16 protein-coding genes are annotated in these 24,067 nt (G+C 63.9%); 9 read left to right on the forward strand and 7 right to left on the reverse strand.

Annotated features, from left to right (window positions below; genetic code table 11):
* The first annotated feature begins 70 nt into the window (after positions 1-70).
* Complete coding sequence (locus AC5Y5C_RS15305) at positions 71-463, forward strand: MarR family winged helix-turn-helix transcriptional regulator (RefSeq protein WP_499974563.1); 393 nt, start codon at positions 71-73, stop codon at positions 461-463.
* Here the strand turns inward: AC5Y5C_RS15305 and AC5Y5C_RS15310 are convergent.
* Entirely contained in the window at positions 460-1,980 is a 1,521-nt protein-coding gene (locus tag AC5Y5C_RS15310; RefSeq protein WP_499973632.1) for a gamma-aminobutyraldehyde dehydrogenase, read from the reverse strand. The two genes, AC5Y5C_RS15305 and AC5Y5C_RS15310, sit on opposite strands and share 4 nt — an antisense overlap.
* Positions 1,981-2,056: 76 nt before the next feature.
* Between AC5Y5C_RS15310 and AC5Y5C_RS15315 the strand changes: the two genes are divergently transcribed.
* Genes AC5Y5C_RS15315 through AC5Y5C_RS15325 form a run of 3 tightly spaced genes read left to right on the forward strand, consistent with a single transcriptional unit; the run spans position 2,057 to position 5,174 of the window.
* Entirely contained in the window at positions 2,057-2,563 is a 507-nt protein-coding gene (locus AC5Y5C_RS15315; protein ID WP_499973634.1) for an Lrp/AsnC family transcriptional regulator, read from the forward strand.
* The gene (locus tag AC5Y5C_RS15320) at positions 2,560-3,945 is read left to right on the forward strand and encodes an aspartate aminotransferase family protein (RefSeq protein ID WP_499973637.1); all 1,386 of its coding nucleotides are present in this window, start codon (positions 2,560-2,562) and stop codon (positions 3,943-3,945) included. Before AC5Y5C_RS15315 ends, AC5Y5C_RS15320 begins: the two co-directional genes overlap by 4 nt.
* Positions 3,946-3,947: 2 nt before the next feature.
* Positions 3,948-5,174, forward strand: coding sequence for a saccharopine dehydrogenase family protein (locus AC5Y5C_RS15325; protein WP_499973640.1), 1,227 nt, complete (start codon positions 3,948-3,950; stop codon positions 5,172-5,174).
* Here the strand turns inward: AC5Y5C_RS15325 and AC5Y5C_RS15330 are convergent.
* Positions 5,171-5,563 carry a PH domain-containing protein gene (locus tag AC5Y5C_RS15330; protein WP_499973643.1) on the reverse strand — a complete coding sequence of 131 codons (393 nt, stop codon included), beginning with the start codon at positions 5,561-5,563 and terminating at the stop codon, positions 5,171-5,173. The genes AC5Y5C_RS15325 and AC5Y5C_RS15330 overlap by 4 nt on opposite strands.
* A 312-nt stretch (positions 5,564-5,875) precedes the next feature.
* Here AC5Y5C_RS15330 and AC5Y5C_RS15335 point away from each other — a divergent pair, with 312 nt between their 5' ends.
* The 4 genes from AC5Y5C_RS15335 to AC5Y5C_RS15350 all read left to right on the forward strand — a co-directional run bounded on the left by AC5Y5C_RS15335 (position 5,876) and on the right by AC5Y5C_RS15350 (position 9,847).
* Positions 5,876-7,726, forward strand: coding sequence for an acetolactate synthase large subunit (locus AC5Y5C_RS15335; RefSeq protein ID WP_499973646.1), 1,851 nt, complete (start codon positions 5,876-5,878; stop codon positions 7,724-7,726).
* Entirely contained in the window at positions 7,723-8,226 is a 504-nt protein-coding gene (ilvN, locus tag AC5Y5C_RS15340; protein WP_078287463.1) for an acetolactate synthase small subunit, read from the forward strand. The genes AC5Y5C_RS15335 and ilvN overlap by 4 nt, the downstream gene beginning before the upstream one ends.
* A 46-nt stretch (positions 8,227-8,272) precedes the next feature.
* On the forward strand, positions 8,273-9,274 hold the full coding sequence (ilvC, locus tag AC5Y5C_RS15345) for a ketol-acid reductoisomerase (RefSeq protein ID WP_499974567.1): 1,002 nt from the start codon (positions 8,273-8,275) through the stop codon (positions 9,272-9,274).
* Between the two features lie 141 nt (positions 9,275-9,415).
* Positions 9,416-9,847 carry a DUF2752 domain-containing protein gene (locus AC5Y5C_RS15350; RefSeq protein WP_499974570.1) on the forward strand — a complete coding sequence of 144 codons (432 nt, stop codon included), beginning with the start codon at positions 9,416-9,418 and terminating at the stop codon, positions 9,845-9,847.
* A gap of 4 nt (positions 9,848-9,851) precedes the next feature.
* Here the strand turns inward: AC5Y5C_RS15350 and AC5Y5C_RS15355 are convergent, their stop codons facing one another.
* A complete protein-coding gene (locus AC5Y5C_RS15355; RefSeq protein WP_499973650.1) occupies positions 9,852-10,898 on the reverse strand; it encodes an oxygenase MpaB family protein in 1,047 nt (348 codons plus the stop codon).
* 115 nt (positions 10,899-11,013) lie between these two features.
* On the reverse strand, positions 11,014-11,979 hold the full coding sequence (locus tag AC5Y5C_RS15360) for an ArsR/SmtB family transcription factor (protein ID WP_499973652.1): 966 nt from the start codon (positions 11,977-11,979) through the stop codon (positions 11,014-11,016).
* Positions 11,980-12,270: 291 nt separating this feature from the next.
* Here AC5Y5C_RS15360 and AC5Y5C_RS15365 point away from each other — a divergent pair, with 291 nt between their 5' ends.
* Positions 12,271-19,971: a non-ribosomal peptide synthetase gene (locus tag AC5Y5C_RS15365; RefSeq protein WP_499973654.1), complete on the forward strand. Its 7,701-nt coding sequence runs from the start codon at positions 12,271-12,273 to the stop codon at positions 19,969-19,971.
* A gap of 35 nt (positions 19,972-20,006) precedes the next feature.
* Here the strand turns inward: AC5Y5C_RS15365 and AC5Y5C_RS15370 are convergent, their stop codons facing one another.
* Genes AC5Y5C_RS15370 through AC5Y5C_RS15380 form a run of 3 tightly spaced genes read right to left on the reverse strand, consistent with a single transcriptional unit; the run spans position 20,007 to position 24,038 of the window.
* Entirely contained in the window at positions 20,007-21,191 is a 1,185-nt protein-coding gene (locus AC5Y5C_RS15370; protein WP_499973656.1) for a cytochrome P450, read from the reverse strand.
* Positions 21,178-22,611 carry an ABC1 kinase family protein gene (locus tag AC5Y5C_RS15375; protein WP_499973658.1) on the reverse strand — a complete coding sequence of 478 codons (1,434 nt, stop codon included), beginning with the start codon at positions 22,609-22,611 and terminating at the stop codon, positions 21,178-21,180. The genes AC5Y5C_RS15370 and AC5Y5C_RS15375 overlap by 14 nt, the downstream gene beginning before the upstream one ends.
* Complete coding sequence (locus AC5Y5C_RS15380) at positions 22,608-24,038, reverse strand: ABC1 kinase family protein (RefSeq protein ID WP_499973660.1); 1,431 nt, start codon at positions 24,036-24,038, stop codon at positions 22,608-22,610. The genes AC5Y5C_RS15375 and AC5Y5C_RS15380 overlap by 4 nt, the downstream gene beginning before the upstream one ends.
* Positions 24,039-24,067: the final 29 nt, after the last annotated feature.

Here is a 24,067-nt window from a genome sequence, read left to right on the forward strand (position 1 = left end):
ACAACCGAGTGGAAACAGTGCGCGCGAGATAGAAGAGCTTGTCGCGGCCACGGATGCGCTGTACTTCGCGATGCGCCGGGGGCGAACGTCGCCCTCGGGTATTCAGGCGGGGATGAGTCGCTCGCAGCTTGAGCTGATGGCGCCGCTGCTCGACCGGGATTCGATGTCCGTGAGTCAGCTCGCCGGGACGGCAGGAGTGGCGGTGCCGACGGCCACCCGGGCACTCAAGCAGTTAGAAGAGCGAGGGGTGATCCAGCGCGCTCGTTCGTCATCGGATGACCGTCTGGTCCTGGTGGGCTTGACCTCTACCGGGCGTGCACAGGTCATTAAGGCGCAAGCGGCCTTTCGGGCGCGGCAGCACGGGGTCTTCGCGGAACTGGCCAGTGCCGATCGCCGTGCCATGATCGCCAGCCTCACCCGGCTCGCGGCGCTCATCAACGACAACGTTGACGCGCGGTTCTAGCGTTTTGCGAAAATAATTCGATGCCAGTCCTTTTCGGCGCTTCCGGTGATATCGCTCATGACGTGCTTGATGGTGAGGTACTCCTCAAGGGAGTAGTCGGACATGTCCTTGCCGAATCCGGACGCACCGAATCCGCCGTGCGGCATCTCGCTGACGATGGGGATGTGATCATTGATCCATACGCAACCCGCCTTGATCTCCCGCGATGCGCGCTGCGCACGGTAGACATCCCGTGTCCATGCCGAGGCGGCAAGACCGTAGGCGGTGTCGTTGGCCTGCCGCAGGGCGTCGTCATCATCGGTGAATGAGCGCACGGTGAGCACCGGGCCGAAGATCTCGTCGCGGTAGGCCTCCGAGGTTTCCGTGACATCGGCGATCAGCGTGGGCCGGTAGAAGGATCCCGGCAGATCGGGAGCGCTTGCACCGGTGACGATTCGGCCGCCCTGAGCGGGGGAGCGGTCCACGATGCTCGATACCTTGGCGCGCTGGGCGGCCGAAATGAGCGGTCCGATATCGGTAGTGGGGTCCATCGGATCGCCGACGACGACCCTGCTCATCAGCTCGCCGACCCCGGCGACGAAGTCGTCGTACAGATCGCGGGCGACGATGGCCCGCGTTGCGGCCGTGCAGTCTTGGCCGGAATTGATGATCGCTCCGGCGACGGCCCCCTGGATTGCGGCATCCAGGTTGGCATCGTCGAACACCACGAAGGGGGCCTTGCCGCCCAGCTCCAATTGTGTTCGATGGCCATGAGCTGCCGCTGCCGCCATCACCTTTCGGCCGACGCCAGTGGACCCGGTGAAGGTCACCAAATCCACGTCGGGATGGCCGGCGAGTGCGCCACCGGCGCGATCGCCCCGCCCGGTGACGACGTTGAGCACGCCAGGAGGCAGCCCGGCCTCGACGGCCAGGCGTGCCAGGGTCAGCGTGGTCAGGGGTGTCAGCTCGCTCGGTTTGATCACCACCGTGCATCCGGCCGCCAGTGCGGGCAACACTTTCCACACCGCCATTTGCAGTGGGTAGTTCCAGGGGGTGATGGTGGCGACCACCCCGGCGGCCTCCCGGCGGATGCTGGAGGTGTGCTCGGCCGAGTATTCGGCGGTCGCCTTACCCTCCAGATGTCTTGCCGCACCGGCGAAAAACTCGACATTATCGATGCTGCCGGGCACGTCGAACTCGGAGGCCAGCCGTACGGGTTTGCCGGTCTGGGCGACCTCCTCGGCCACCAGCGTGTCGGCATTGGCGGTCATCACGGCAGCGAGTTTGGCCAGGACATTCGCGCGGTCGACGGGTGTCGAGGAGGCCCAGCCGGGCCCGGCGGCCCTGGCCGCCGACACTGCTGCATCCACATCGGCGGGCGTGGCGAGGTCAAGTTCCGCGACGGTCGCACCGGTTGCCGGGTTGATGACGCGGTGCGCATCGCCATGGGTCGTGACGGGGCGGCCATTGATCCAGCTGCTGGGAACGATCACCTGGCCACGGTATCGAAAACCGATGCCGAAATCCACGGATTCCATCGTTAGCAGCTTATTTATTGAGGTAATTCGTCGTAAAATGTTGCATAGAACGATGAAATCCGTGCACAATCAGCGCGTGGCCAACACGAAACGACGTTTGTTGCGGGTCGCGGATTCGGGTAACGGCTCCGCGGCATTCCAGCTCGATGATGCGTCCAAGGCGATCGTCGAGGAGCTTCAGCAGGACGGTCGGCGTCCGTACGCGACCATCGGCAAGACGGTGGGGCTCTCGGAGGCGGCCGTGCGGCAACGCGTGCAACGCATGATCGACGCCGGTGTCATGCAGATCGTGGCGGTGACCGACCCCATGCAGCTCGGGTTCGCGCGCCAGGCCATGATCGGCATCAAATGCTCGGGTGACACCACCGAGGTGGCTGATCGTCTGGCAGAACTGGATGCCGTCGACTACGTGGTGCTGACCGCCGGAACCTTCGACGCGATCGTCGAGGTGGTCTGCGAGGACGACGACGACCTGTTGGTCCTGCTGAACAAGCAGATCCGCGCGGTGCCCGGCGTGACGTCCACGGAAACCCTGGTCTACCTGAAATTAGTTAAACAGCAATACAATTGGGGCACACGGTGACAACCGTCGATGTAGCACAGGATATTTCCGGCGACCTGCAGCAGAAGGCGTCCCGCCATCTCTGGGGTCACTTTGCCCGGCACGGTGAGGGCATCTCCGTGCCCATCATCACTCGCGGTGAGGGGGTGAGGATCTGGGATGATCGTGGCAAGAGTTACCTCGACGGCCTTTCCGGATTGTTCGTCGTACAGGCCGGGCATGGCCGCGCCGAATTGGCGCAGGCCGCGGCCCGGCAAGCCGAGAAGCTTGGCTTCTTCCCGCTGTGGTCCTACGCCACCCCGACCGCGATCGAGCTGGCCGACCGCATCGCCGGGTACGCCCCGGGCGACCTGAACCGTGTCTTCTTCACCACCGGTGGAGGGGAAGCGGTGGAGAGTGCGTGGAAGCTGGCCAAGCAGTTCTTCAAGCTGACCGGGAAACCCGGTAAGCACAAGGTGGTTTCGCGTGCCATCGCCTATCACGGAACCCCACAGGGCGCGCTGGCCATCACCGGCCTGCCGGCATTCAAGGCGCCCTTCGAGCCGCTGACCCCGGGCGGGTTCCGCGCGCCCAACACCAACTTTTATCGGGCACCGGAGCCGTATGCGCACGATGCCAAGGCATTCGGGCGTTACTGTGCCGACCGGATTGCCGAGGCGATCGAATTCGAGGGACCCGATACCGTCGCGGCGGTGTTCCTCGAACCCGTGCAGAACGCGGGCGGTTGTTTCCCGCCGCCGCCGGGCTACTTCGAGCGGGTGCGCGAAATCTGCGACGAGTACGACGTGCTGCTGGTGTCCGACGAGGTGATCTGCGCCTTCGGTCGCATCGGATCGATGTTCGCCTGCGAGGATTTCGGATACCAGCCGGACATCATTACCTGTGCCAAGGGCATGACATCCGGATACTCGCCGATCGGGGCGATGATTGCCACAGACCGTCTGTTCGAGCCATTCAACGACGGAAAGACGACTTTTCCGCACGGATATACCTTTGGTGGACATCCTGTTTCGGCAGCGGTGGCGCTTGCCAATCTCGACATCTTCGAACGTGAGGGACTCAACGACCGGGTGCGTGAGAACGCGCCGGTGTTCCGGGCCACCCTGGAGAAACTTCACGACCTGCCGATCGTCGGTGATGTGCGCGGCGAGGGGTACTTCTACGGGATCGAGTTGGTCAAGGACAAACAGAGCAAGACGACGTTCAACGATGAGGAGAGTGAGCGGCTGCTCCGCGGTTTCCTGTCCTCGGCGCTCTGGGATGCGGGCCTGTACTGCCGCGCCGACGACCGTGGCGACCCTGTGATTCAGCTGGCGCCACCGCTGATTTCCGGGAAACCGGAGTTCGATGCGATCGAGGAGATTCTGCGTGGCGTGCTCACCGAGGCGTGGGCCCGGTTATAGGTATGAGAGTCCTCATCGTGGGTGCCGGGGGAGTGGGCAGCGCGGCCGCGTTCATCGCGGCCCGTCGAGAGTTCTTCGAGACGCTGGTGATCGCGGACTACGACATGGCACGGGCGCAGGCGGTGGTGGATCGTCTCGGCGATCCACGGTTCGCGGCGGCCCGCATCGATGCCTCCTCGGCTGACGATGTCGCGGCGCTATGCCGCGAGCATCGAATCACCCATGCGCTCAACGCGGTTGATCCTCGATTCGTCATGAGCGTCTTCGGGGGATGTTTCGCCGCAGGGGTCACCTACCTCGATATGGCGATGAGCCTGTCGCATCGCCATCCCGACAGGCCCTATGAGCTGCCCGGGGTGATGCTCGGTGACGAACAGTTCGCCGTGGCCCAAAAGTGGGAGTCCGCGGGATTGTTGGCGTTGGTGGGCATAGGAGTGGAGCCGGGTCTTAGCGATGTGTTCGCGCGGTACGCCGCCGACCACCTGTTCTCTGAGATCGACGAGCTGGGCACCCGGGACGGCTCCAACCTGGAGGTACAGGGTCACCGGTTCGCCCCGTCGTTCTCCATCTGGACGACCATCGAGGAATGTCTCAATCCGCCGTTGATCTGGGAACGCGATAGGGGGTTCTTCACCACAGAACCCTTCAGTGAACCCGAGGTTTTCGACTTCCCGGGAGGTATCGGCCCTGTCGAATGCGTCAATGTCGAGCACGAGGAAGTGGTGCTCATGCCGCGCTGGGTGAACGCCCGGCGGGTGACGTTCAAGTACGGGCTCGGTGCTGAGTTCATCAATGTGCTGCGCACTCTGCGTCTGGTCGGGCTGGACAGCACCGACCCGGTGAGCGTTCACGCCAAGGGCGGCGATGCCGCCGTCAGTCCACGCGATGTGGTGGCGGCGTGCCTACCTGATCCGGCGGGGCTGGGGCACCTGATGCGCGGGGCCACGTGTGCGGGTCTGTGGGTCACCGGCACCGGTAAGGACGGCAGACCGCGCGAGGTCTATCTGCACCACGTCGTCGACAACGAATGGACGATGGCCCGCGACGGCGCGCAATGTGTGGTGTGGCAGACCGCGGTGAACCCGATTGTGGCCCTGGAGCTGCTCGCCGAGGGTGCGTGGAGTGGCTCGGGTGTGTTGGGGCCGGAGGCCTTCGACAGCGTGCCGTTCCTGGAACGACTCAATACCTTCGGCGCGCCGTGGGGCATGCAGGAGCGTGTGGCCGCTTAACCCCGCTCGAGCCCCTGATAGGGATTCGGCACCCGGCCATTGCTGGCCGCCGACAGGATGGGCAGCGTCGAGAAGGTGACCGCCGGCAGCCGCAGCGAGGTGCCGTCCACCAGCTCTGCCCGTGCCCAGGCGTGCTTGTCGAATCCGATCCCCTTGACCTGCGTCCAGGGCAGCTTTCGGGTAGTGGTCAGTGTTCGTACCTGCACCGATTGGGTGTCGACCGCTGTCTGATACCGGAAGACCGTGTAGGAGAAGACGACGGGGATTACCAGCAGCGGCGCGAGGATCGGGAGGTACAGGACGAATGGCAGGATGCCGAGGGCCAGAAACCCGGACATGAAATGCGCCATCGGCGACGTCCTGATGACTGTGCGCTTCTCCTCGGTCATCAGCCCATTGTCGCCGACGGTGAAGCCATGGCGAGAATTCGGCCCAGAACCCGCCGTGGCTTCACGCTCGGCGAGCCGCTCTTAGCAGGGATTTGACTCGGACCTCCGGAAACGACTACCGTACGCGGTGTGAACAACCCCGCCTTGCTCGTAGTAATCGGTATGCGCGTCGACGCGTAGCCCGAGTCCAAGGCAACTCGCGCACACTCGACGCGCAACCCTCGTACAGCAGACCGCTGGCGGGGGTTTTTTGTTGCCATAGGTTTTCGGTACGGACACAACAGGGTTTTAGAACAGTAAGGACTGAGCACCATGAGCGCACCTGCAAAGCCCAAGCCGGCTTCTGCTTCTGGGCTGGCCCCAGCGGCAGCTCCGGAATCGAACACCGTCGCACCCCAGCGCGTCACCGGCGCGCAGTCGGTAGTGCGGTCGCTTGAGGAGCTCGGCGTCGAGGTCATCTTCGGCATTCCCGGTGGTGCGGTGCTGCCCGTGTACGACCCGCTGTACGACTCGGTCAAGGTCCGGCATGTCCTGGTGCGGCACGAGCAGGGTGGCGGGCACGCCGCCAGTGGGTACGCACATGCCAGCGGCAAGGTCGGCGTCATGATGGCCACCTCCGGCCCGGGTGCCACCAACTTGGTCACCCCGTTGGCCGATGCGCAGATGGACTCCATCCCGGTGGTCGCGATCACCGGGCAGGTGGGACGGGGCCTCATCGGCACCGACGCCTTCCAGGAAGCCGATATCTCCGGCATCACCATGCCGATCACCAAACACAACTTCCTGGTGAACAACGCCGAGGACATCCCACGGATCATCGCCGAGGCCTTCCACATCGCCCAGAGCGGTCGACCCGGCGCGGTCCTGGTGGATATCCCCAAGGACGTCCTGCAGGCGCAGACGACATTCAGCTGGCCGCCGCAGATCTACCTGCCCGGCTACAAACCCGTCACCAAGCCGCATGGCAAGCAGGTCCGTGAGGCGGTCCGGCTGATCGCCGCCGCCAAGCGTCCGGTGCTGTACGTCGGTGGCGGCGTCATCCGCGCGGACGCTGCACCGGAACTCAAGGAATTGGCCGAATTGACCGGCATCCCCGTCGTCACCACCCTTATGGCGCGCGGTGCATTCCCCGACAGCCACGAGCTGCACATGGGTATGCCCGGGATGCACGGCACCGTCGGCGCGGTGGCAGCACTGCAACGCAGTGATCTGCTGATCACTCTGGGCGCGCGTTTCGATGACCGTGTCACCGGGCAGCTGGATTCATTCGCGCCGGACGCCAAGGTAATTCACGCCGACATCGACCCCGCCGAGATCGGTAAGAACCGCCACGCCGATGTGCCGATCGTCGGGGACGTGAAGAACGTCATCGCCGAGCTGACCGAAGCCATCCGCAATGATCGCGCGACCGGCGCGACCACCGACCTGTCCGAATGGTGGGAGTACCTCTCGGGTATCCGCTCGACCTACCCGCTGGGATACGACGCACAGCACGACGGCAGCCTGGGCCCGGAGTTCGTCATCGAAACGTTGGGCAAGATCGCCGGACCCGACGCGGTCTACGTGGCGGGCGTTGGGCAGCATCAGATGTGGGCCGCCCAGTTCATCAAGTACGAGAACCCGCGTACCTGGCTCAACTCCGGTGGCCTGGGCACGATGGGCTTCGCGGTGCCCGCGGCCATGGGTGCCAAAATGGCGCGGCCCGAGGCCGAGGTGTGGGCCATCGACGGTGACGGCTGCTTCCAGATGACCAACCAGGAGTTGGCCACCTGTGCCATCGAGGGCGTGCCCATCAAGGTGGCGCTCATCAACAACGGCAACCTGGGCATGGTGCGGCAGTGGCAGACCCTGTTCTACGGCCAGCGCTACTCGCAGACCGACCTGGCGACACACTCGCGTCGCATCCCCGACTTCGTGAAGCTGGCCGAGGCGCTCGGCTGCGTCGGATTGCGTTGCGAGCGTGAGGAAGATGTAGCGGACGTGATCAATCAAGCGCGGGCCATCAACGATCGCCCGGTGGTCATCGACTTCATCGTCGGTGCCGATGCCCAGGTGTGGCCGATGGTCGCGGCAGGCACCAGCAATGACGAGATCCAGGCGGCCCGGGGCATCCGGCCGCTGTTCGATGATGATGAAACTGCGGAGCAGGAAGGGTCACGATGACCAGCACCCACACCCTGAGCGTTCTGGTCGAGGACCGTCCCGGTGTGCTCGCCCGTGTTTCTGCGCTGTTCTCGCGGCGCGGCTTCAACATCGCGTCGCTGGCGGTGGGCCCGACCGAACTCAAAGGTATTTCGCGCATGACAATCGTCGTGACCGTCGACGATTTTCCGCTCGAACAGGTCACCAAGCAGCTCAACAAGCTCATCAACGTGATCAAGATCGTCGAACAGGACGAGGAGAATTCGGTTGCCCGCGAGCTGATGCTCGTCAAGGTGCGGGCCGATGCGACGGTGCGCGCGCAGGTCATCGAAGTGGTGAACCTGTTCCGCGCCAAGGTGGTGGACGTGTCGCCGGAGTCGGTGACCATCGAGGCGACGGGCACTCAGTCCAAGCTGGATGCTCTGCTGCGGATGCTCGACCCGTACGGTATTCGGGAGATCGTGCAATCCGGCGTGGTCGCGCTGTCGCGTGGCCCGCGGTCCATCGCCGCCGCGAAGTAATACTTAAAAGAGAAGGTAAGAAGGGAAAAGCACTGTGGCAGTTGAGATGTTCTATGACGATGATGCGGACCTCACCCTGATTCAGGGGCGCAAGGTCGGTGTCATCGGGTACGGCAGCCAGGGACACGCGCACTCGCTGAGCCTGCGCGACTCCGGCGTCCAGGTGAAGGTCGGTCTGCGCGAGGGTTCGAAGTCGCGCGAGAAGGTGACCGAGCAGGGCCTCGAGGTCGACACTCCCGAAGCGGTCGCCAAGTGGGCCGACGTCATCATGATTCTGGCGCCCGACACCGCGCAGGCGCAGATCTTCACGAACGAGATTGAGCCGCACCTCAAGGACGGCGACGCGCTGTTCTTCGGGCACGGCCTGAACATCCACTTCGGTCTGATCAAGCCCCCGGCCAACGTCACCGTTGCCATGGTCGCCCCCAAGGGACCCGGTCACCTGGTGCGTCGCCAGTTCGTCGATGGCAAGGGTGTTCCCGCGCTCATCGCCGTGCACCAGGACCCCAAGGGTGAGGGCCAGGCGCTCGCGCTGTCCTACGCCAAGGGCATCGGTGGCACCCGCGCCGGCGTCATCAAGACCGACTTCAAGGAAGAGACCGAGACCGACCTGTTCGGTGAGCAGGCCGTGCTCTGCGGTGGCACCGAGGAACTGGTCAAGACCGGATTCGATGTCATGGTCGAGGCCGGATACGCCCCCGAGATGGCGTACTTCGAGGTGCTGCACGAGCTCAAGCTGATCGTCGACCTCATGTACGAGGGCGGCATCGCCCGCATGAACTACTCGGTGTCTGACACCGCGGAGTTCGGTGGCTACCTGTCGGGTCCCCGGGTCATCGACGCAGGCACCAAGCAGCGGATGAAGGACATCCTCAAGGACATCCAGGACGGCACCTTCGTCAAGCGCCTCGTCGCCAACGTCGAGGGCGGCAACAAGGAGCTCGAGGGCCTGCGCAAGGAGAACGCTGAGCACCCGATCGAGGTCACCGGTAAGAAGCTGCGCGACCTGATGAGCTGGGTCGATCGGCCGATCACCGAGACCGCCTAGTTTCTCGCTGTCTCAAAGCCCCCGGCATGCCATCGCGTGCCGGGGGCCTTTGCGTCTCTTAGCGGTTGATGCGCAATGGGAATGGTGTCATTCGACTATGCGACGGTAGTCATGCCGGGGTTCGGTGGATACTGGAACTCGATGACCACCTCCCGTTCGACCTCCGTCGCTTCCCGGCTAGTCGCCCCCGCCGCTGTCGCGGGCGTGACGACAGCGGGTTGTGTGGCCGTGTGGTTCGGTGACCCGACAACGCCTGGGGGAGTGCTCCCGCTCTGCCCGTTCAAGGCACTCACCGGTCTCGACTGTCCCGCGTGCGGCGGTCTGCGCATGGTCTATTCGGTGATGCACGGCGACGTGCTCGGTGCGTTGCACTACAACGCGGTTGCCTTGGTGGCCTTGGGATTTCTCACGGTGTGCTTCGTCGCATGGACGCGCAGCCGCTGGCGGGGCGAGGCCGACTGGAATCCGCCATGGCTGCGCGGATGGGTGCCGGCGATCATCGTGGTGGTGTTCGTGGCCTGGTTCGCCATCAGGCTGATTCCGATCGCACCGTTTACCGCACTACGGGTGTGACTCCCTACGCGGACTGCTCCATAAGCTCGCGAGCATTCTCTCCCAACGTAATACCGTCATCGCCGATGAACAGGCGGGAGATCTCGCGGGCCAGCGGCTCGAGTGTGAACGGTACGAAGGCGGGCTGCGCAAGTCGCAGGAGCATCGCCAGCACCGGGTCGGCGATTCGGGGAATTCCCAAATGGCGCCGTACCTTTGGCGGCACCACCGCAACGGACGGCACGGCGGTGATGAGGGTGATCGCGGCGACCGCTGCCGCTGTCAGCCCGCCGAAGCCACGTGCGTTTCTGATCACCGACAGTGCGAATCGCATGCCGCCCGGCACAAAACCCTTCACCATCCGGTACTCGGATTCGATTGAGGCGTAGTAGGCCTCCACCTCCTCGGAGGTGACCGGCACCGTGTCCGGATCGGCCCCCATGAGCTCGGCGAACGTCTTGACCTCTGAAAAGAATTGGTCGCGTTCGGCTTGGGGGAGGCGCCGTGGGATAAGGCGTCCGGGTGCGGGTGTGTTCTCGTAGATCCGCAGCGCCGCATGCATGATCGTGACGTGGGCGAAGAGGACCAGCGCCGGGCCCTGCGCGTCGTAGGGCCGGTCGGTGCCGGGAATGACACCCTTCATATTGCGGTGGTAATGGCGTAAGTGTGCAGAGAGGGCATCAGCGCTCGCGGTGTCGCCGAAGATAATCGGTATCGGGACTCCGGCCGTGCGCTGAATGCGTTTGACGGTGTCATCGAAGTCGATCTGGTTGCGCTTGCTCTTGGTGAACACCGGATCGTGGTTGATCTCGACGGCCTGCAGCCCCTCGTGGCTGCCCTCTAGGAGCGCGGTCACCAGGACGATCATCGGTGCCACGGAGGGATGCAGAAACACCTTCCAGGTCACCGAGCCAGGGCCGAAATAGCCGTAATCAGGGCGTCCGTCGGGGCCGGTGCGTTGACCGGCAGGAGTTGGGCCGTCCCCGCGGCGCCAAATCCGGGCCTTGGCATCACCTCGTGGCGGCATACCCGCCGAGCGTGGTGTTGTGGCGTGTGTAGCTGTGCTTGGCATCGTTGCCTCCCAGGGAGCGGTTCACTTCCCCCTATTGGAGACGTTAACAACGCCAGTTGTCAACAGTGGTGGCGCAACAGTTATGGAAGTGGCCCAGCTTTGCAATCTCGGCCGGCTACCGGCGGTTGGCGTCGATCAGGTCCAAGCCCAGTGCGGTGGCCTGGTGAATGACCGCTTTGCCGTCGCGGCGGCTGCGCACCAGCCGCGCCTGCCGCAACGCCGAAGTGTGTTCGGATGCTGACGCCGGGCTGATACCGATGTCGCGGGCGATGTCGCCCGTGGTGTGCTCCTCGCCCAGCACGCGCAGCACAGCCGCTCGGGTAGACCCGAGTATCGCTGCGAGTGAGTCAGATTCGGCGCCGACAGCGAGATTTAGGTCGATCGGCGCCGGGTAAGCCAGGACGACTGGCTGGTCGCCGAGCTCGCCGACTAGCGGTGGCCCCGCCCAGAAAACGCTGGGTGTCAACACGAGTCCACGGCCGCGCAAATCGATGGTGTGGCGCTGTGGGCTGTCGATCTCCAGGCAATCGCCATTCCATCGTGCGCCGGGGACGATTTTGCCGAGGGTGGCCCGCACGCCGTGGCGCGCCATCATGCGCCCCTGCCTGACAAGTTCAATCTGATGGTTCGCTTGGATATCGGGCCAGTAGGGTTCCAGCACCGCTCTATAGGCGTTCTTTGTCGTGCGCCCCAACGCCACGTTGGCTGCGCGATCGCCGGCGATGGCGTGCCGGAGATAGTGTGGCGCACCGGGACCCTCGGTGGGACCGCGTCCGAACGCAGCCAATTCCGCATGTGCTTGTTGCTGAGTCAGCTCTTGGACGGACTGCATACCCTCATCGAAATTGTGGCCAAGCACCGTTGGCGACAATGACCACGAAAAGTGGCTCACCAGTGCTCGTTCTGGCGGCGCCGATATGGGGAATGCCGCCAGCGCGTGACAACGCCACCGCTCGCCCCACGGTGTGCGAATACCGCGCCGCAGCGCTCGCGCTGCGAACTTCATCTCCAGCAGGGGAGCGGGCATTGGCAGAAACCGCGTCAAAGCAAGGTCATTCGCGGTGAACATGAGTTGCAGCACGCTGGCCTACAACCCGCTGCGGACCGCTTTGACGAGCATCTCAACACAATATGCCCTTATCTTTCGGTAGACCCCTGAAACGTCGCGTTGCCTGGAATCGTGCGGAGCGCTCACCGTGTGGTGAACGTTTCGGTGTCGGTCGAAACGTTTCTGCTGTTCGCGGGCGTCGCGGTTCAATCAACCAAGCGGACACCGGCGGGCGAGGAAGCCGATCGGTGGCGCATGTCGAGCGCTGGGTAGGCCAATGGGACGCCCGCTGGTTGCCCTGACGACTCACGAGAGGGGGCAGTCATGAACGTTAATCCCAGCAGGACATTGTCGTCCTTGGATCTGCTCGACGACGATGAGCACGTCCAGCTTGCTGCGTGGGGTAACCAGGCGGTATTGAAAGAGCGACCGGAAGCGGGGCTGTCGATTCCGGCGGTGTTCGCCCAGCAAGTAGAGCGTGCTCCAGAGGCGCTGGCGCTGACTTTCGAGGGCCGGTCCATGACGTATCGCGAGCTCGACGAGGCCGCCAATCGGTTGGCGCACTTGCTTGCGGGGAAGGGCGTGGGCCCGGGACAGTTTGTGGCGCTGCTCTTTTCGCGATCAACCGAGGGGATTGTGGCGATCCTTGCGGTGCTCAAGTCGGGAGCGGCGTACCTACCGATCGATCCGGCGCTTCCGGCCGCCCGGATCGAGTTCATGCTCGGCGACGCGGCCCCGATTGCCGCGGTCACCACGGCAGCGCTGGCTGACAAATTGCATGGGTTCGGGGTGCCCGTGTTTGACGTCGACGACCCCGCCGTGTGCACCCAGCCCTGCACGGCGCTACCGGCGCCTGCTCCTGATGATCTAGCCCACGTCATCTACACCTCGGGCACCACCGGTGTTCCCAAAGGTGTTGCAGTGACTCAACACAACGTTGTCCAACTATTCGTCGATCTGGAGATCGGTGTGGAACTGGCGCCGGATCAGGTGTGGACGCAGTTCCATTCCTACGCGTTCGACTTCTCGGTGTGGGAGATCTGGGGTGCGTTGCTGCATGGCGGCCGACTGGTGGTGGTGTCCGACGCGGTGTCGCAGTCACCGGAGGATTTCCACGCGTTGCTGGTCGACGAGGGTGTCACAGTGTTGAGTCAGACTCCCTCGGCGGCAGGCACGCTCTCACCGGATGGGCTGGAGTCGACGGCGTTGGTGATCGGTGCGGAGCCGTGCCCGCCCGAGCTGGTCGATCGGTGGGCTCCGGGCCGGGTCATGGTCAATGTCTATGGGCCGACAGAAACGACTATGTGGGCGTGTAAGAGTGCGCCCTTGAAGGCTCCGTCGGAGGGTCGGCCGGTGCCGATCGGCTCACCGGTGGCACGGGCAGCATTCTTTGTCCTCGACGGGTGGTTGCGGCCCGTGCAGGATGGGGTGGTCGGCGAGTTGTATCTGGCGGGCGCCGGGGTCGGATCCGGCTATTGGCGCCGTGGGGCGTTGACTGGGGCGCGTTTTGTGGCCTGTCCTTTCGGGAGCCCGGGCGACCGGATGTATCGGACCGGGGACTTGGTGTCGTGGGGGACCTGCGGGCAGCTGGAGTATTTCGGCCGGGCCGATGAGCAGGTGAAGATTCGCGGGTATCGGATCGAGCTGGGTGAGATTCAGGCCGCACTGGCGTCGCTGGATGGGGTGGAGCAGGCGGTGGTGATCGCCCGCGAGGACCGCCCCGGCGACAAGCGCCTCGTCGGGTACATCATGGGGAGCGCCGATCCGGTCGAGGCCCGCACCGCGCTCGCGGAAAGGCTGCCGGCATACATCGTTCCGGCCGCGGTGGTGGTGCTGGAAACGCTGCCGTTGACGGTAAACGGCAAGTTGGACAAGCGCGCCCTGCCCGCACCCGAACATCGCAGTGTCGGTGCGGATTACCGGCAGCCGTCCACTCCGGTCGAGAAGGTTCTGGCCGGCATATACGCCGACGTGCTGGGTATGGATCAGGTCGGCGCCGACGACTCGTTCTTCGATCTCGGTGGCGACAGCATTCTGTCGATGCAGGTGGTGTCGCGAGCGCGGGCGGCCGGGGTGTTGTGCCGGCCACGTGACATCTTCGTCGAGCAGACGGTGGCCAGGTTGGCCCGAGTTGCGACGCTGGCCGACAGCGAGACAGGGGTCGTCGATGAGGGCATCGGACCGGTCGCGGCGACCCCGATCATGCACTGGCTGCGCGGCTTGCAGGATCCCGGTGGCTGGGTGGCCCAGTTCAATCAGACGGTGGTGCTGCTGGCCCCGGCCGGTACCGCCGAGACCGAGATAGTCGCCCTGCTTCAGGCGCTGTTGGACCGGCACGCCACCTTGCGACTCCGCGTGCGGGAAGATGCGGCCAACAATGATGACGGCTGGTCATTGCACGTGCCCGACAAGGGGGCCGTCGATGCCCGTGCGTGCATTCGCACCGTTGAGGTGTTGTGTGACGAGGCCTTGGTGGCGGCGCGTTCGAGGCTAGACCCGGCGGCCGGGATGATGCTCAGCGCCTTATGGGCGCCCGACACGGGCCAGCTGGCGCTGATGATTCATCACCTCGCCGTGGACGGGGTGTCGTGGCGAATCATATTGGAAGACTTAAATATCGCGTGGATGCAGCTTCGCGACGATCAAGACGTGATACTGCCTGCCGGAGGGACATCGTTTGCACGGTGGGCGTCGCTGCTCGAAGAGCACGCGCGTGGCGCGGATGTGGTGGAGTTGGCCGATGCCTGGCGACGGGTGTCCGGGGTTCCCGCGGCGTTGCCTGCGGTGCAACCCGGCCTGGATACCTATGCCACAGCCGGCTCGTTGTCGGTATCGCTGGACCCCGAGACCACGAGGTTGTTACTTGGTGAGGTACCGGCGGCATTTCATGCCGGAGCGCAAGACATTCTGCTGATTGCGTACGGATTGGCATGGAACGAATTCCTGGGTACAGCCGGGACGCCGATAGGTATCGACCTTGAAGGCCATGGCCGAGCCGAAGAACTCATCGCCGATGTTGACTTGTCACGCACGGTGGGATGGTTCACCACCAAGTACCCGGTAGCACTGTCTGTGGGTGCGCTGCCGTGGGCTCGGGTAATCGACGGCGGATCGGCCCTAGGCCCGGTTGTGAAGGCAGCCAAGGAACAGCTTCACGCACTCCCGGACCCCCTGACCTATGGCCTGTTGCGCTATCTGAATCAGGACGTCGACCTATCCGGCCCGGACCCAACGATCGGATTCAATTATCTTGGGCGCCTTGGTGCCGGTGCTACCGATATTTCCGATGGGTTGTGGCGGATCAGCCATGAGAATTTGTCGTCGAGCGACGTATCTTCGGCGGTATCGATGCCCATGACGCACACCGTGGAAGTCAACGCCGGCATCTTGGAAACACCTGCGGCGACCGGTGCACGTCTGCGGGCGAGCTGGACGTGGGCGCCTTCGGTGTTTGACGCGACTCAGGTACGGCGATTGAGCCGGTTGTGGTTCGAAGCTCTCACGGGGATGTGCACTCATGTTCGCAACGGCGGTGGGGGACTGACGCCGTCTGACATCCTGCCCGCCCGATTAACGCAAGACCAGATCGATGAGCTGGCGCACCGGCATCACATCGCTGACGTGCTGCCGCTCACCCCGGTGCAGCAGGGCCTGATGTTCCACTCCACCATCGCGGCGACTGCCGGCGATTCCGTGGTGGGTTTGCCGGTCGGTGATATCTATGCAGTTCAGCTGGATATCGCCGTCACCGGCGCCCTCGACCCGCCCCGGCTGCATGACGCGGTGAACGCCGTGGTGCAACGGCACCCGAACCTGGCGGCTTGTTTCAGCACCCAGTTCGGTGAGCCAGTACAGATCATTCCGGCGGATCCCGTGATCTGTTGGCAGTACGCCGAAATCGGATCCCATGAGGAGGTCGATCGACTGTGCGCCGCTGAGCGTGCCGCTGTGTGCGATCTCGTTGACAAGCCGACTTTTCGGGCAGCATTGATGCGCACCGAAGGAAACAAATACCGGTTCGTTCTGACCTTCCACCACGTGGTGGTCGACGGGTGGTCGCTGCCGATTCTGTTGCGGGAGATTTTCGCACATTACTTCGGACAGCATCTTTCGGCGCCGGTGCCATACCGTAGTTTCGTCAGCTGGTTGGCCGACCAGGATCGTGATACCGCACGCACGGTGTGGACTAGGGCGTTAGAGGGTTTCGGGACGCCCACTCTCATCGCTCCGTCGGCGACTCCGGGGCCGCGCGGCGTCGAATCGTATCGTGTGTCGGCCGAGATTACCCAGGCCCTGGGCGAATTGGCACGGTCACAGCACACCACGGTCAGCACGGTCCTGCAGGCGGCGTGGGCGCAGCTACTCATGGTGCTCACCGGTCAGCACGACATCGCGTTCGGCACTGTGGTGTCGGGCCGCCCGGTGGGGTTGGCCGGATCCGATGCGATGGTGGGGCTGCTCATCAACACGGTGCCGGTGCGGGCACGTGCCACGGCGATCACCACGGTGGCCGAACTGCTGCGGCAGATGCAGAGCGCCCACAACGACACCCTGGAGCATGAACATCTGGCGCTCAACGAGATTCATCGCCTCTCTGGTCATACCCGGTTATTCGACACCCTGTTTCTATATGAAAACTATCCAGTGGACACCGCTGCGTTCCTGGGCGCGCAGGAGTTGGCGATCACCGAGTTCATCAGCCGCGAATACAACCACTACCCGCTGTCGGTGATGGCGCTACCCGGCGGCGAGCTGGGTCTGCGCGTCGAGTACGACACCGCCTTGTTCGATGTGGCCGGTATCGACGCGTTGGTCGAACGGTTCCGGCGGATTCTGGTTGCCATGACCGTCAGCCCCACGCAGCGGGTCCGGTCGATCGATGTGCTGAAATCCGATGAGCATGATCGTCTCGACAGCTGGGGCAATCGGTCGGAGTTGACGCGGCGGCCACCGGCCTTCGGTTCTATCCCGGAAATGTTCGCCCGCCAGGTCGACCGTGCACCGCAGGCAGCGGCGCTCTCGTTCCGGGGCCGCTCGATGACCTACCGCGATCTCGACACGGCCGCCAACCGATTCGCGAACCTATTGGCCTCATTCGGTGCCGGACCGGGAGAGTCTGTGGCGCTGTTGATTCCACGTTCCGATGCCGCCGTCGTCGCGATCCTGGCGGTACTGAAAACGGGCGCTGCCTACCTGCCGATCGATCCGGGCGTGCCGAGGGCCCGGCTGGAATTCATGCTCACCGATGCCGCACCCGTCGTCGCCGTGACGACGGCAGAACTTCGCGTCCGCTTGGCCGGATCGAGTGTGCCCGTTGTCGATATCGACGATCCCGATGTCCATCACCGGATGAGTGTCGCGCTGCAGGCGCCGGAGCCGGAGGACATCGCATACACGATCTACACCTCCGGTACCACGGGTGCCCCGAAGGCCGTGGCCATTACGCACCGCAATGTCATCCAACTGCTGGAGTCGCTGCCTACGAACTTGCCCTCGGGGCCCGGTGAGGTGTGGTCGCAGTGGCATTCGCTGGTTTTTGACGTTTCGGTGTGGGAAATCTGGGGTGCCCTGCTGCACGGTGCACGGTTGGTGGTTGTACCCGAGTCGGCGACGGGCACACCTGCGCGCCTACACGATCTTCTGGTAAGCGAAAAGGTCAGCGTTCTGCACCAGACACCCTCTGCGATAGCGATGTTGGACCGGGACGGCTTGGACAACATGGCGGTGGTGGTGGCAGGCGAACCCTGCCCGACTGAGGTGGTAGATCGGTGGGCATCGGATCGCCTGATGCTCAACGCCTACGGCCCCACGGAGGCGACGATCTATGCCGCGATCAGCGCGCCGCTAGTGCCTGAAACAGCCCTGGTGCCCATCGGTTCGCCGGTTACTGGCGGCGCGACGTTCGTTCTCGACGACTGGTTACGGCCGGTGCCACCCGGTACGGTCGGCGAGCTGTATCTGGCCGGGAGGGGAGTGGAAGTCGGTTACATCCGTCGGGCTGGATTGACCAGTTCACGTTTTGTGGCATGCCCGTTCGGGGACCTGGGAGCACGGATGTACCGCACCGGAGACCTGGTGCGGTACGGCGAAAACGGTCAGCTGCAGTACTTGGGGCGCACTGACGAGCAGGTCAAGATCCGCGGATATCGCATCGAACTCGGTGAGATCCAGGCGGCGCTCGCCGAGCTGGACGGCGTGGATCAAGCGGCGGTCATCGCCCGTGAGGACCGACCCGGTGACAAACGTCTCGTCGGCTACATCACCGGAATGGCCGACCCGGCCACGTTAAGAGCCAAACTGGCGGGGCGACTTCCGGCGTACATGATCCCTGCCGCGGTGGTCGCGGTAGGGGCAATGCCCCTGACGGTCAACGGCAAGCTCGACAAGCGCTCACTGCCCGCACCCGTATATCAAGACACCGCCCATTACCGGGCGCCGGCGAACGCATCCGAGCGGACCATCGTCGATATCTACGCCCACACGCTCGGTATTGAGCAGGTGGGAAGGGACGACTCCTTCTTCGACCTCGGCGGGGACTCGATCTCGGCAATGAGAGTCATCGCTGCGCTCAACACCGCTCTCGGCGCCGACCTCGCGGTGTGGACGCTCTTCGAGGCGCCGTCGGCGCGAAGCCTGAATGCCCATCTGAGCGGCGCCGCGTGCTCGGTGGCAACGGCCGAAACCACGGGACCGAGCTTTGCGTCCGTGCACGGCCGGGCAGTGACCGAGGTGCGGGCAAGTGATCTCATGCTCGACAAGTTCATCGATGACGCAACGCTTGTGGCCACTCCCTCCCGACCACGTTCGAGCGGCAGCGCCCGGACGGTGCTGCTCACCGGAGCCACCGGGTTCCTCGGTCGCCACCTGGTGCTGCACTGGTTGAAGGAGATGGAGCGTGTCGGCGGCGCGCTGATCTGCGTGGTGCGAGCTCCCTCGGATGAAGACGCGCGGCGGCGTCTCTACAGAACTTTTGACAGCGGCGACGCCGAGCTGGTGGCACGCTTCGAAGAGCTGGCCGCCAACCGGCTGGAGGTTATCGCCGGCGACAAGGGTGAGCCCAATCTGGGACTGAAACATCAGATGTGGCAACGGCTTACCGCATCCGTCGATCTGATCGTCGATTCGGCGGCTTTCGTCAATAGCGTCCTGCCATACAGCGAGCTTTTTGCGCCCAACGTCGTCGGTACCGCCGAGTTGATCCGATTCGCACTCACCACGAAGCTCAAGCCGTACACATTCGTGTCGACATCAGATGTCGGTCGTCAGATCGACGCGCCGAGGTTCACCGAGGCTGCCGATATTCGAGATATCAGTCCCACGCGGACTGTCGACAGCAGTTACGCCAACGGGTATGCCAACAGCAAGTGGGCCGGCGAGGTGCTCCTCCGGGAGGCGCATGACAGGTGCGGGTTGCCGGTGTCGGTGTTCCGCTCAAGCATGGTGATGGCCGGCACCAGCTACGCGGGCCAACTGAACGTGACCGATACGGTCAGCCGGATGGTGCTGAGCATCATGGCCACCGGTGTCGCCCCCGAATCGTTCTACCGGCTCGACGCTCACGGGAAACGACAGCGTGCACATTTCGACGGGCTGCCGGTGGAATTTGTCGCAGAGGCCATTGCCACATTGGGTGCTCAAGTCGTCGACGGGTTCGAGACCTATCACGTGATGAACCCGCACGACGACGGCATCGGGATCGACGAGTACGTCGACTGGTTGATCGGGGCCGGTCATCCGGTTGAACGCATCAGTGATTTCGGAAACTGGCTGCTGCAGTTCGAGGCCGGACTGCGCGCGTTGCCGGACCGGCAACGTCAGGGTTCGGTGCTGCAGATGCTGATGCTGTTGAAGCAGCACGGGCCGCTGCGGGCGCCGGAGCCGGCACGTGGTTCCTACGCTCCGGCCGACCATTTCCGGGACGCTGTGCGACAAGCGAAAATTGTTTCATACCAGGATATCCCACACATTTCAGCGCCGATTATCGTCAAGTATGTCACCGATCTTCAGCTACTAGGATTGTTGTAGCCGTGCGGACGAGAGCGCGGCGGTGGCAGCAATATCTAGATGCGGAACCGCATGGGGATGCTCAGCGGCCCGCGGATGGCTGGTGTGTCGCGCCAGCTCACCGGACCGGTGATCACCGGTCGGCGTGCCAAGATCTCGCGAAGGGCGACCGTGGCCTCCAGCCTCGCCAGCGCCGAGCCCAGGCAGTGATGCGCGCCATACCCGAAGGCCAGCGGCGGTGTGTTCTTGCGGTCTAGCCGGAATTCGGCGGGATCGGCGAACACCTGCGGGTCGCGGTTCGCGGCCGCGATCGCGATGAGTACCGTCTGGCCCTCCAGAATCGTGGTCCCGCCGAGGTCATGGTCCTGGGTCGCCACGCGCGCGGTGCCTTGCACAGGGCCGTCAAGTCGGAGTAGTTCGGTGACGACTGCGGGGTCGTCCGGGTCTATGTGATCGGCCAGCCGGGTTCCGTCGGCGCGCTCCGCGAGCAGCCGAAGCATGCTTGCCCCCAAGAGATTTGCCGTCGTCTCATGACCCGCTATCGCGATCGTGAACGTCATGGTGACCACGTCTTCCAACGACAGATCGGTATCGGATGCGATCAGGCTGAGCAGATCGTCACCGGGATGCGCGCGCCGATCCGCGGCCAGGGGTAGCAGCTCGGTAGCGAGGCTCGCCCCGGCCGCGGTGCCGGCCATGACGGTCTCGACGTCGGCGAAGGCGCCCAGCATCTGAATGATGATCGGAGATTCCTCGCGAAGGACCGCCGACGATGAGTCATCCAGGCCAAGCCATTCACCGATGATGGCGATCGGTAGCGGCAAGGCGATATCGGTCATGAAATCGAAAGGCTCTCCTGCCACGTGGTATTCGATGACGTGAGCGGTGATGGACTGCACGCCCTCGCGTAGGCCGGCAATGAATCCGGGGGTAAATACGTCGCGGACAGCGCCCCTGAGTTCGGTGTGGTCCGGTCCGTCGGCGAAGAGTATGTTTCTGCCGAAGTTGGACAGATCGAGGTACTCAGGGGCCGATGCCCGCATCTGAGGGCTGGCGAGTGGATCGCTCGACCAGCCGGCGCCGCCCAGTACCTCGCGGGCCGGGCGATAGCCGAGAACCACCCAGGTGCCGGCTTTCTCGTCCCATACCACGTCGCTGCGAGCTCGGAGGTTTTCGTAGTAGAGGTACGGATCCCTTGAGTCCCAGGGGATCCGCGGTGCGACGGGGTTAGCGGTGGTCATGGTGATCCAATCCGAAGGGCAGGCCGCGGTCACGGACCCAGGCGACATGCTGTTTACCTAGTGGGGAAACGGGTTCGGCAACACCGTCGAGGTCGTCGAGTAGCGCTCGGGTGTGTGCGGTCGCGTTCAGCGTTGCCGACAGGGCGCTGATATTGAGATTGATCCTGGCCAGGAAAATCAAGTCGCTGGGTATCGACATCTGATGCAGCGTCTGGAAATTGAGCAGGGACCGGGTGCCATTGTTCGACACTTCACGCGTGAATGTCACGGGTTGATCGGCGCGGATGTCTTGCACGGTCGACCCGAGCCAGTCAAAGATGTCCTGTTCGGAAAGTGGAGAATCGATCGGGAAATAGCCGGCGTCGACCATGAGCTGGCGCAGATCTCCCCGGCGTTCCTCGGCAGCCGCGCGAATCATCTGCACGAGCCGGTAGCGCAAGGTCTCGGGCACCACCTTGATGCAGCCGAAATCGACGAAGCCGACCGACCCGTCCATGCCGAATCGATAGTTCCCCGGATGTGGATCGGCATGAAACAGATTGGCATGCCGAAACGACCCGGTGCTGAAACGCCAGATCGTCTCCACCCAAATGTCTTTGAGGTCCTGATCGGCCTGTTGAGCCGCCGCCCAATCCAGTCCGTCCAGGTATGTCATGGTGAGTACCCGATTGCCGGACGCTTCGGAAATCACCTCGGGTATCCGGATAAACGGATGGTCCCGGTACAGCTTCGCAAAGGTCTGAATGTTGGCGGCCTCGTGCCGGTAGTCCAACTCCTCGGAAATGCGTGCGGCCACTTCGTCCGCCATCAGGCGATGGTCCAGCTGTGGCCTCGGTCCCGCGATTCCTGTCGCGAAGCGCAGAAAGGTGGCCATCAGCTCTGCGTTCGATAGATCGTTCCTAATAGCATGTGCCACACCGGGATACTGGATCTTGACCGCAACCGGACGCCCATCGTGAAGGGTCGCCCGATGCACCTGGCCGATCGATGCCGCGGCGATCGGATCATCGCTGAATTCGGAGAACAGGTCCTCGATCGACCGGCCGAGATCCTCTTCGAGGGCCTGGCGCGCCAACAACGGATGCATGGGTGGTGCGTCGGCTTGCAGCCGCGTCAGCGCGTTCTGATACGGAGACAGCTGGCTGTATCCGTGGGATGCGATATCGGCGACGGAGAAGATTTGGCCGGCCTTCATGAGGACGCCTTTGGAGTGCCCGAGCAGTTCTGTGTAGCGCTCGGCGGTGCGTTCGTGGAACCGTTCGACGGCTCCGGTATCTCCGGCCTTTTCGCGTAGGCCCGCCACGAGTCGTCCGCCTGCGGCGCGGGCGGTAAAGCCGGCCAGTGGCATGGTGCGCCGGATTCGGCCGTGGGGGATCGGGCTGGATGTCGCAGGCTTCGCGGCTCCGAGGTTGTCGCTCATAGCTGGGCACCGACCTTTGGTTGTTCCCGGGGTTCCAAGCCGAAGGGCAGTCCACGTTCACGTACCCAGGCCACATGCTGAATGCCCAGGGGGGTACTGGGCTCAGCGACACCGGTCATGTCCTCGACGACGGCGCGCGCGTTCACCGTGGCTTCGAGTTTCGATAGCGTCGACCGCACGCCGAGCGGAACCCGGACGAAGTAGATGAGGTCGGGCGGCAGCGCAATACGGGCAGAAAGGGAATCGGGGCTGCTGGTATCTAGCGTGGCCAGGTTTCGGCTGATCAGCTGGGCGTTGTAGGTAACGGGTTGCGGGCCAACAACATCCGGGTTGTTCTGATCCATCCATCGGTGCACTTCCTCCGTCGTCATGGTGGTTCCGGCGGCGATGAACCCGGCTTCCGTCATGACTGCGTGAAGGTCCGCTGTGCGTTCCTGCAGGTTGGCGACGATCATCTGCAGCCATGCGAGACGAAGGCGCTCGGGAATGACCTTCACGGAGCCGAAGTCGACGATCCCGATGGAGCCATCCAGGCCGAACCGGTAGTTCCCCGGATGCAGGTCCGTGTAGAAAGCCGACGCATGTTGCAGGGGTGACAGACTGAATCTCCACAATGCCTCTCCCCAAATGTCTTTGAGGTCCTGGCTGGATTCCTGAGCCTGAGCCCAGTCGATTCCGTCAACGTAGGTCATGGTGAGCACCCGGTCGCTGGACAGCTCCGGGAGGGCCTCCGGCACGCGGATGAACGGATGCCCACCGAACAGCTCGTGGAAAGCGGTGATGTTGGCGGCCTCGCGGCGATAGTCGAGTTCCTCCGCGATTCGTTCCGAGATGTCTCGTGCGGTGGCGCGCAGATCTATCGCGACACTGCGGCCGAGCAGTGACAGGAAGGTCCGGAGGAAGGTCGTGACGAGTTCGGTGTTGGCAAGGTCATCCTGGATCGCCTGTGCCACACCGGGATATTGGATCTTCACGGCGACCTCACGGCCGTCGTGAAGGACGGCACGGTGGACCTGGCCGATGGATGCCGACGAGATTGGCTCATCGGTGAACTTCGCAAACGCCTGGTCGGTTGGCAGTCCCAGTTCCGATTCGAGGATGCTGCGTGCCAACGCGGGGGCCATGGGCGGCGACTGGGTCTGGAGCCGGGTCATTGCCCGCTCGTACGGGGAGACGCGGCCATCGCCGAGAGCGCTGCTGTCGATGCTGGAGAAGATCTGGCCGGCCTTCATGAGCACGCCTTTGGAGTGTCCGAGGAGTTCGGCGTAGCGCTCGGCGGTCTCCTCGTGAAAGCGATCGACGGCTCCGGTGTCACCAGCTTTTTCGCGTAGGCCCGCGACGAGCCGTCCTCCTGCGGCGCGGGCGGTGAAGCCGGCCAGCGGCATGGTGCGCCGGATCCTGCCCCTGGGTACTAGCTCCTCTGCCATGGCTGCCTCCTACCGGTGACCCATCCGAG

Source organism: Mycobacterium sp. NGS15 (assembly GCF_059813245.1).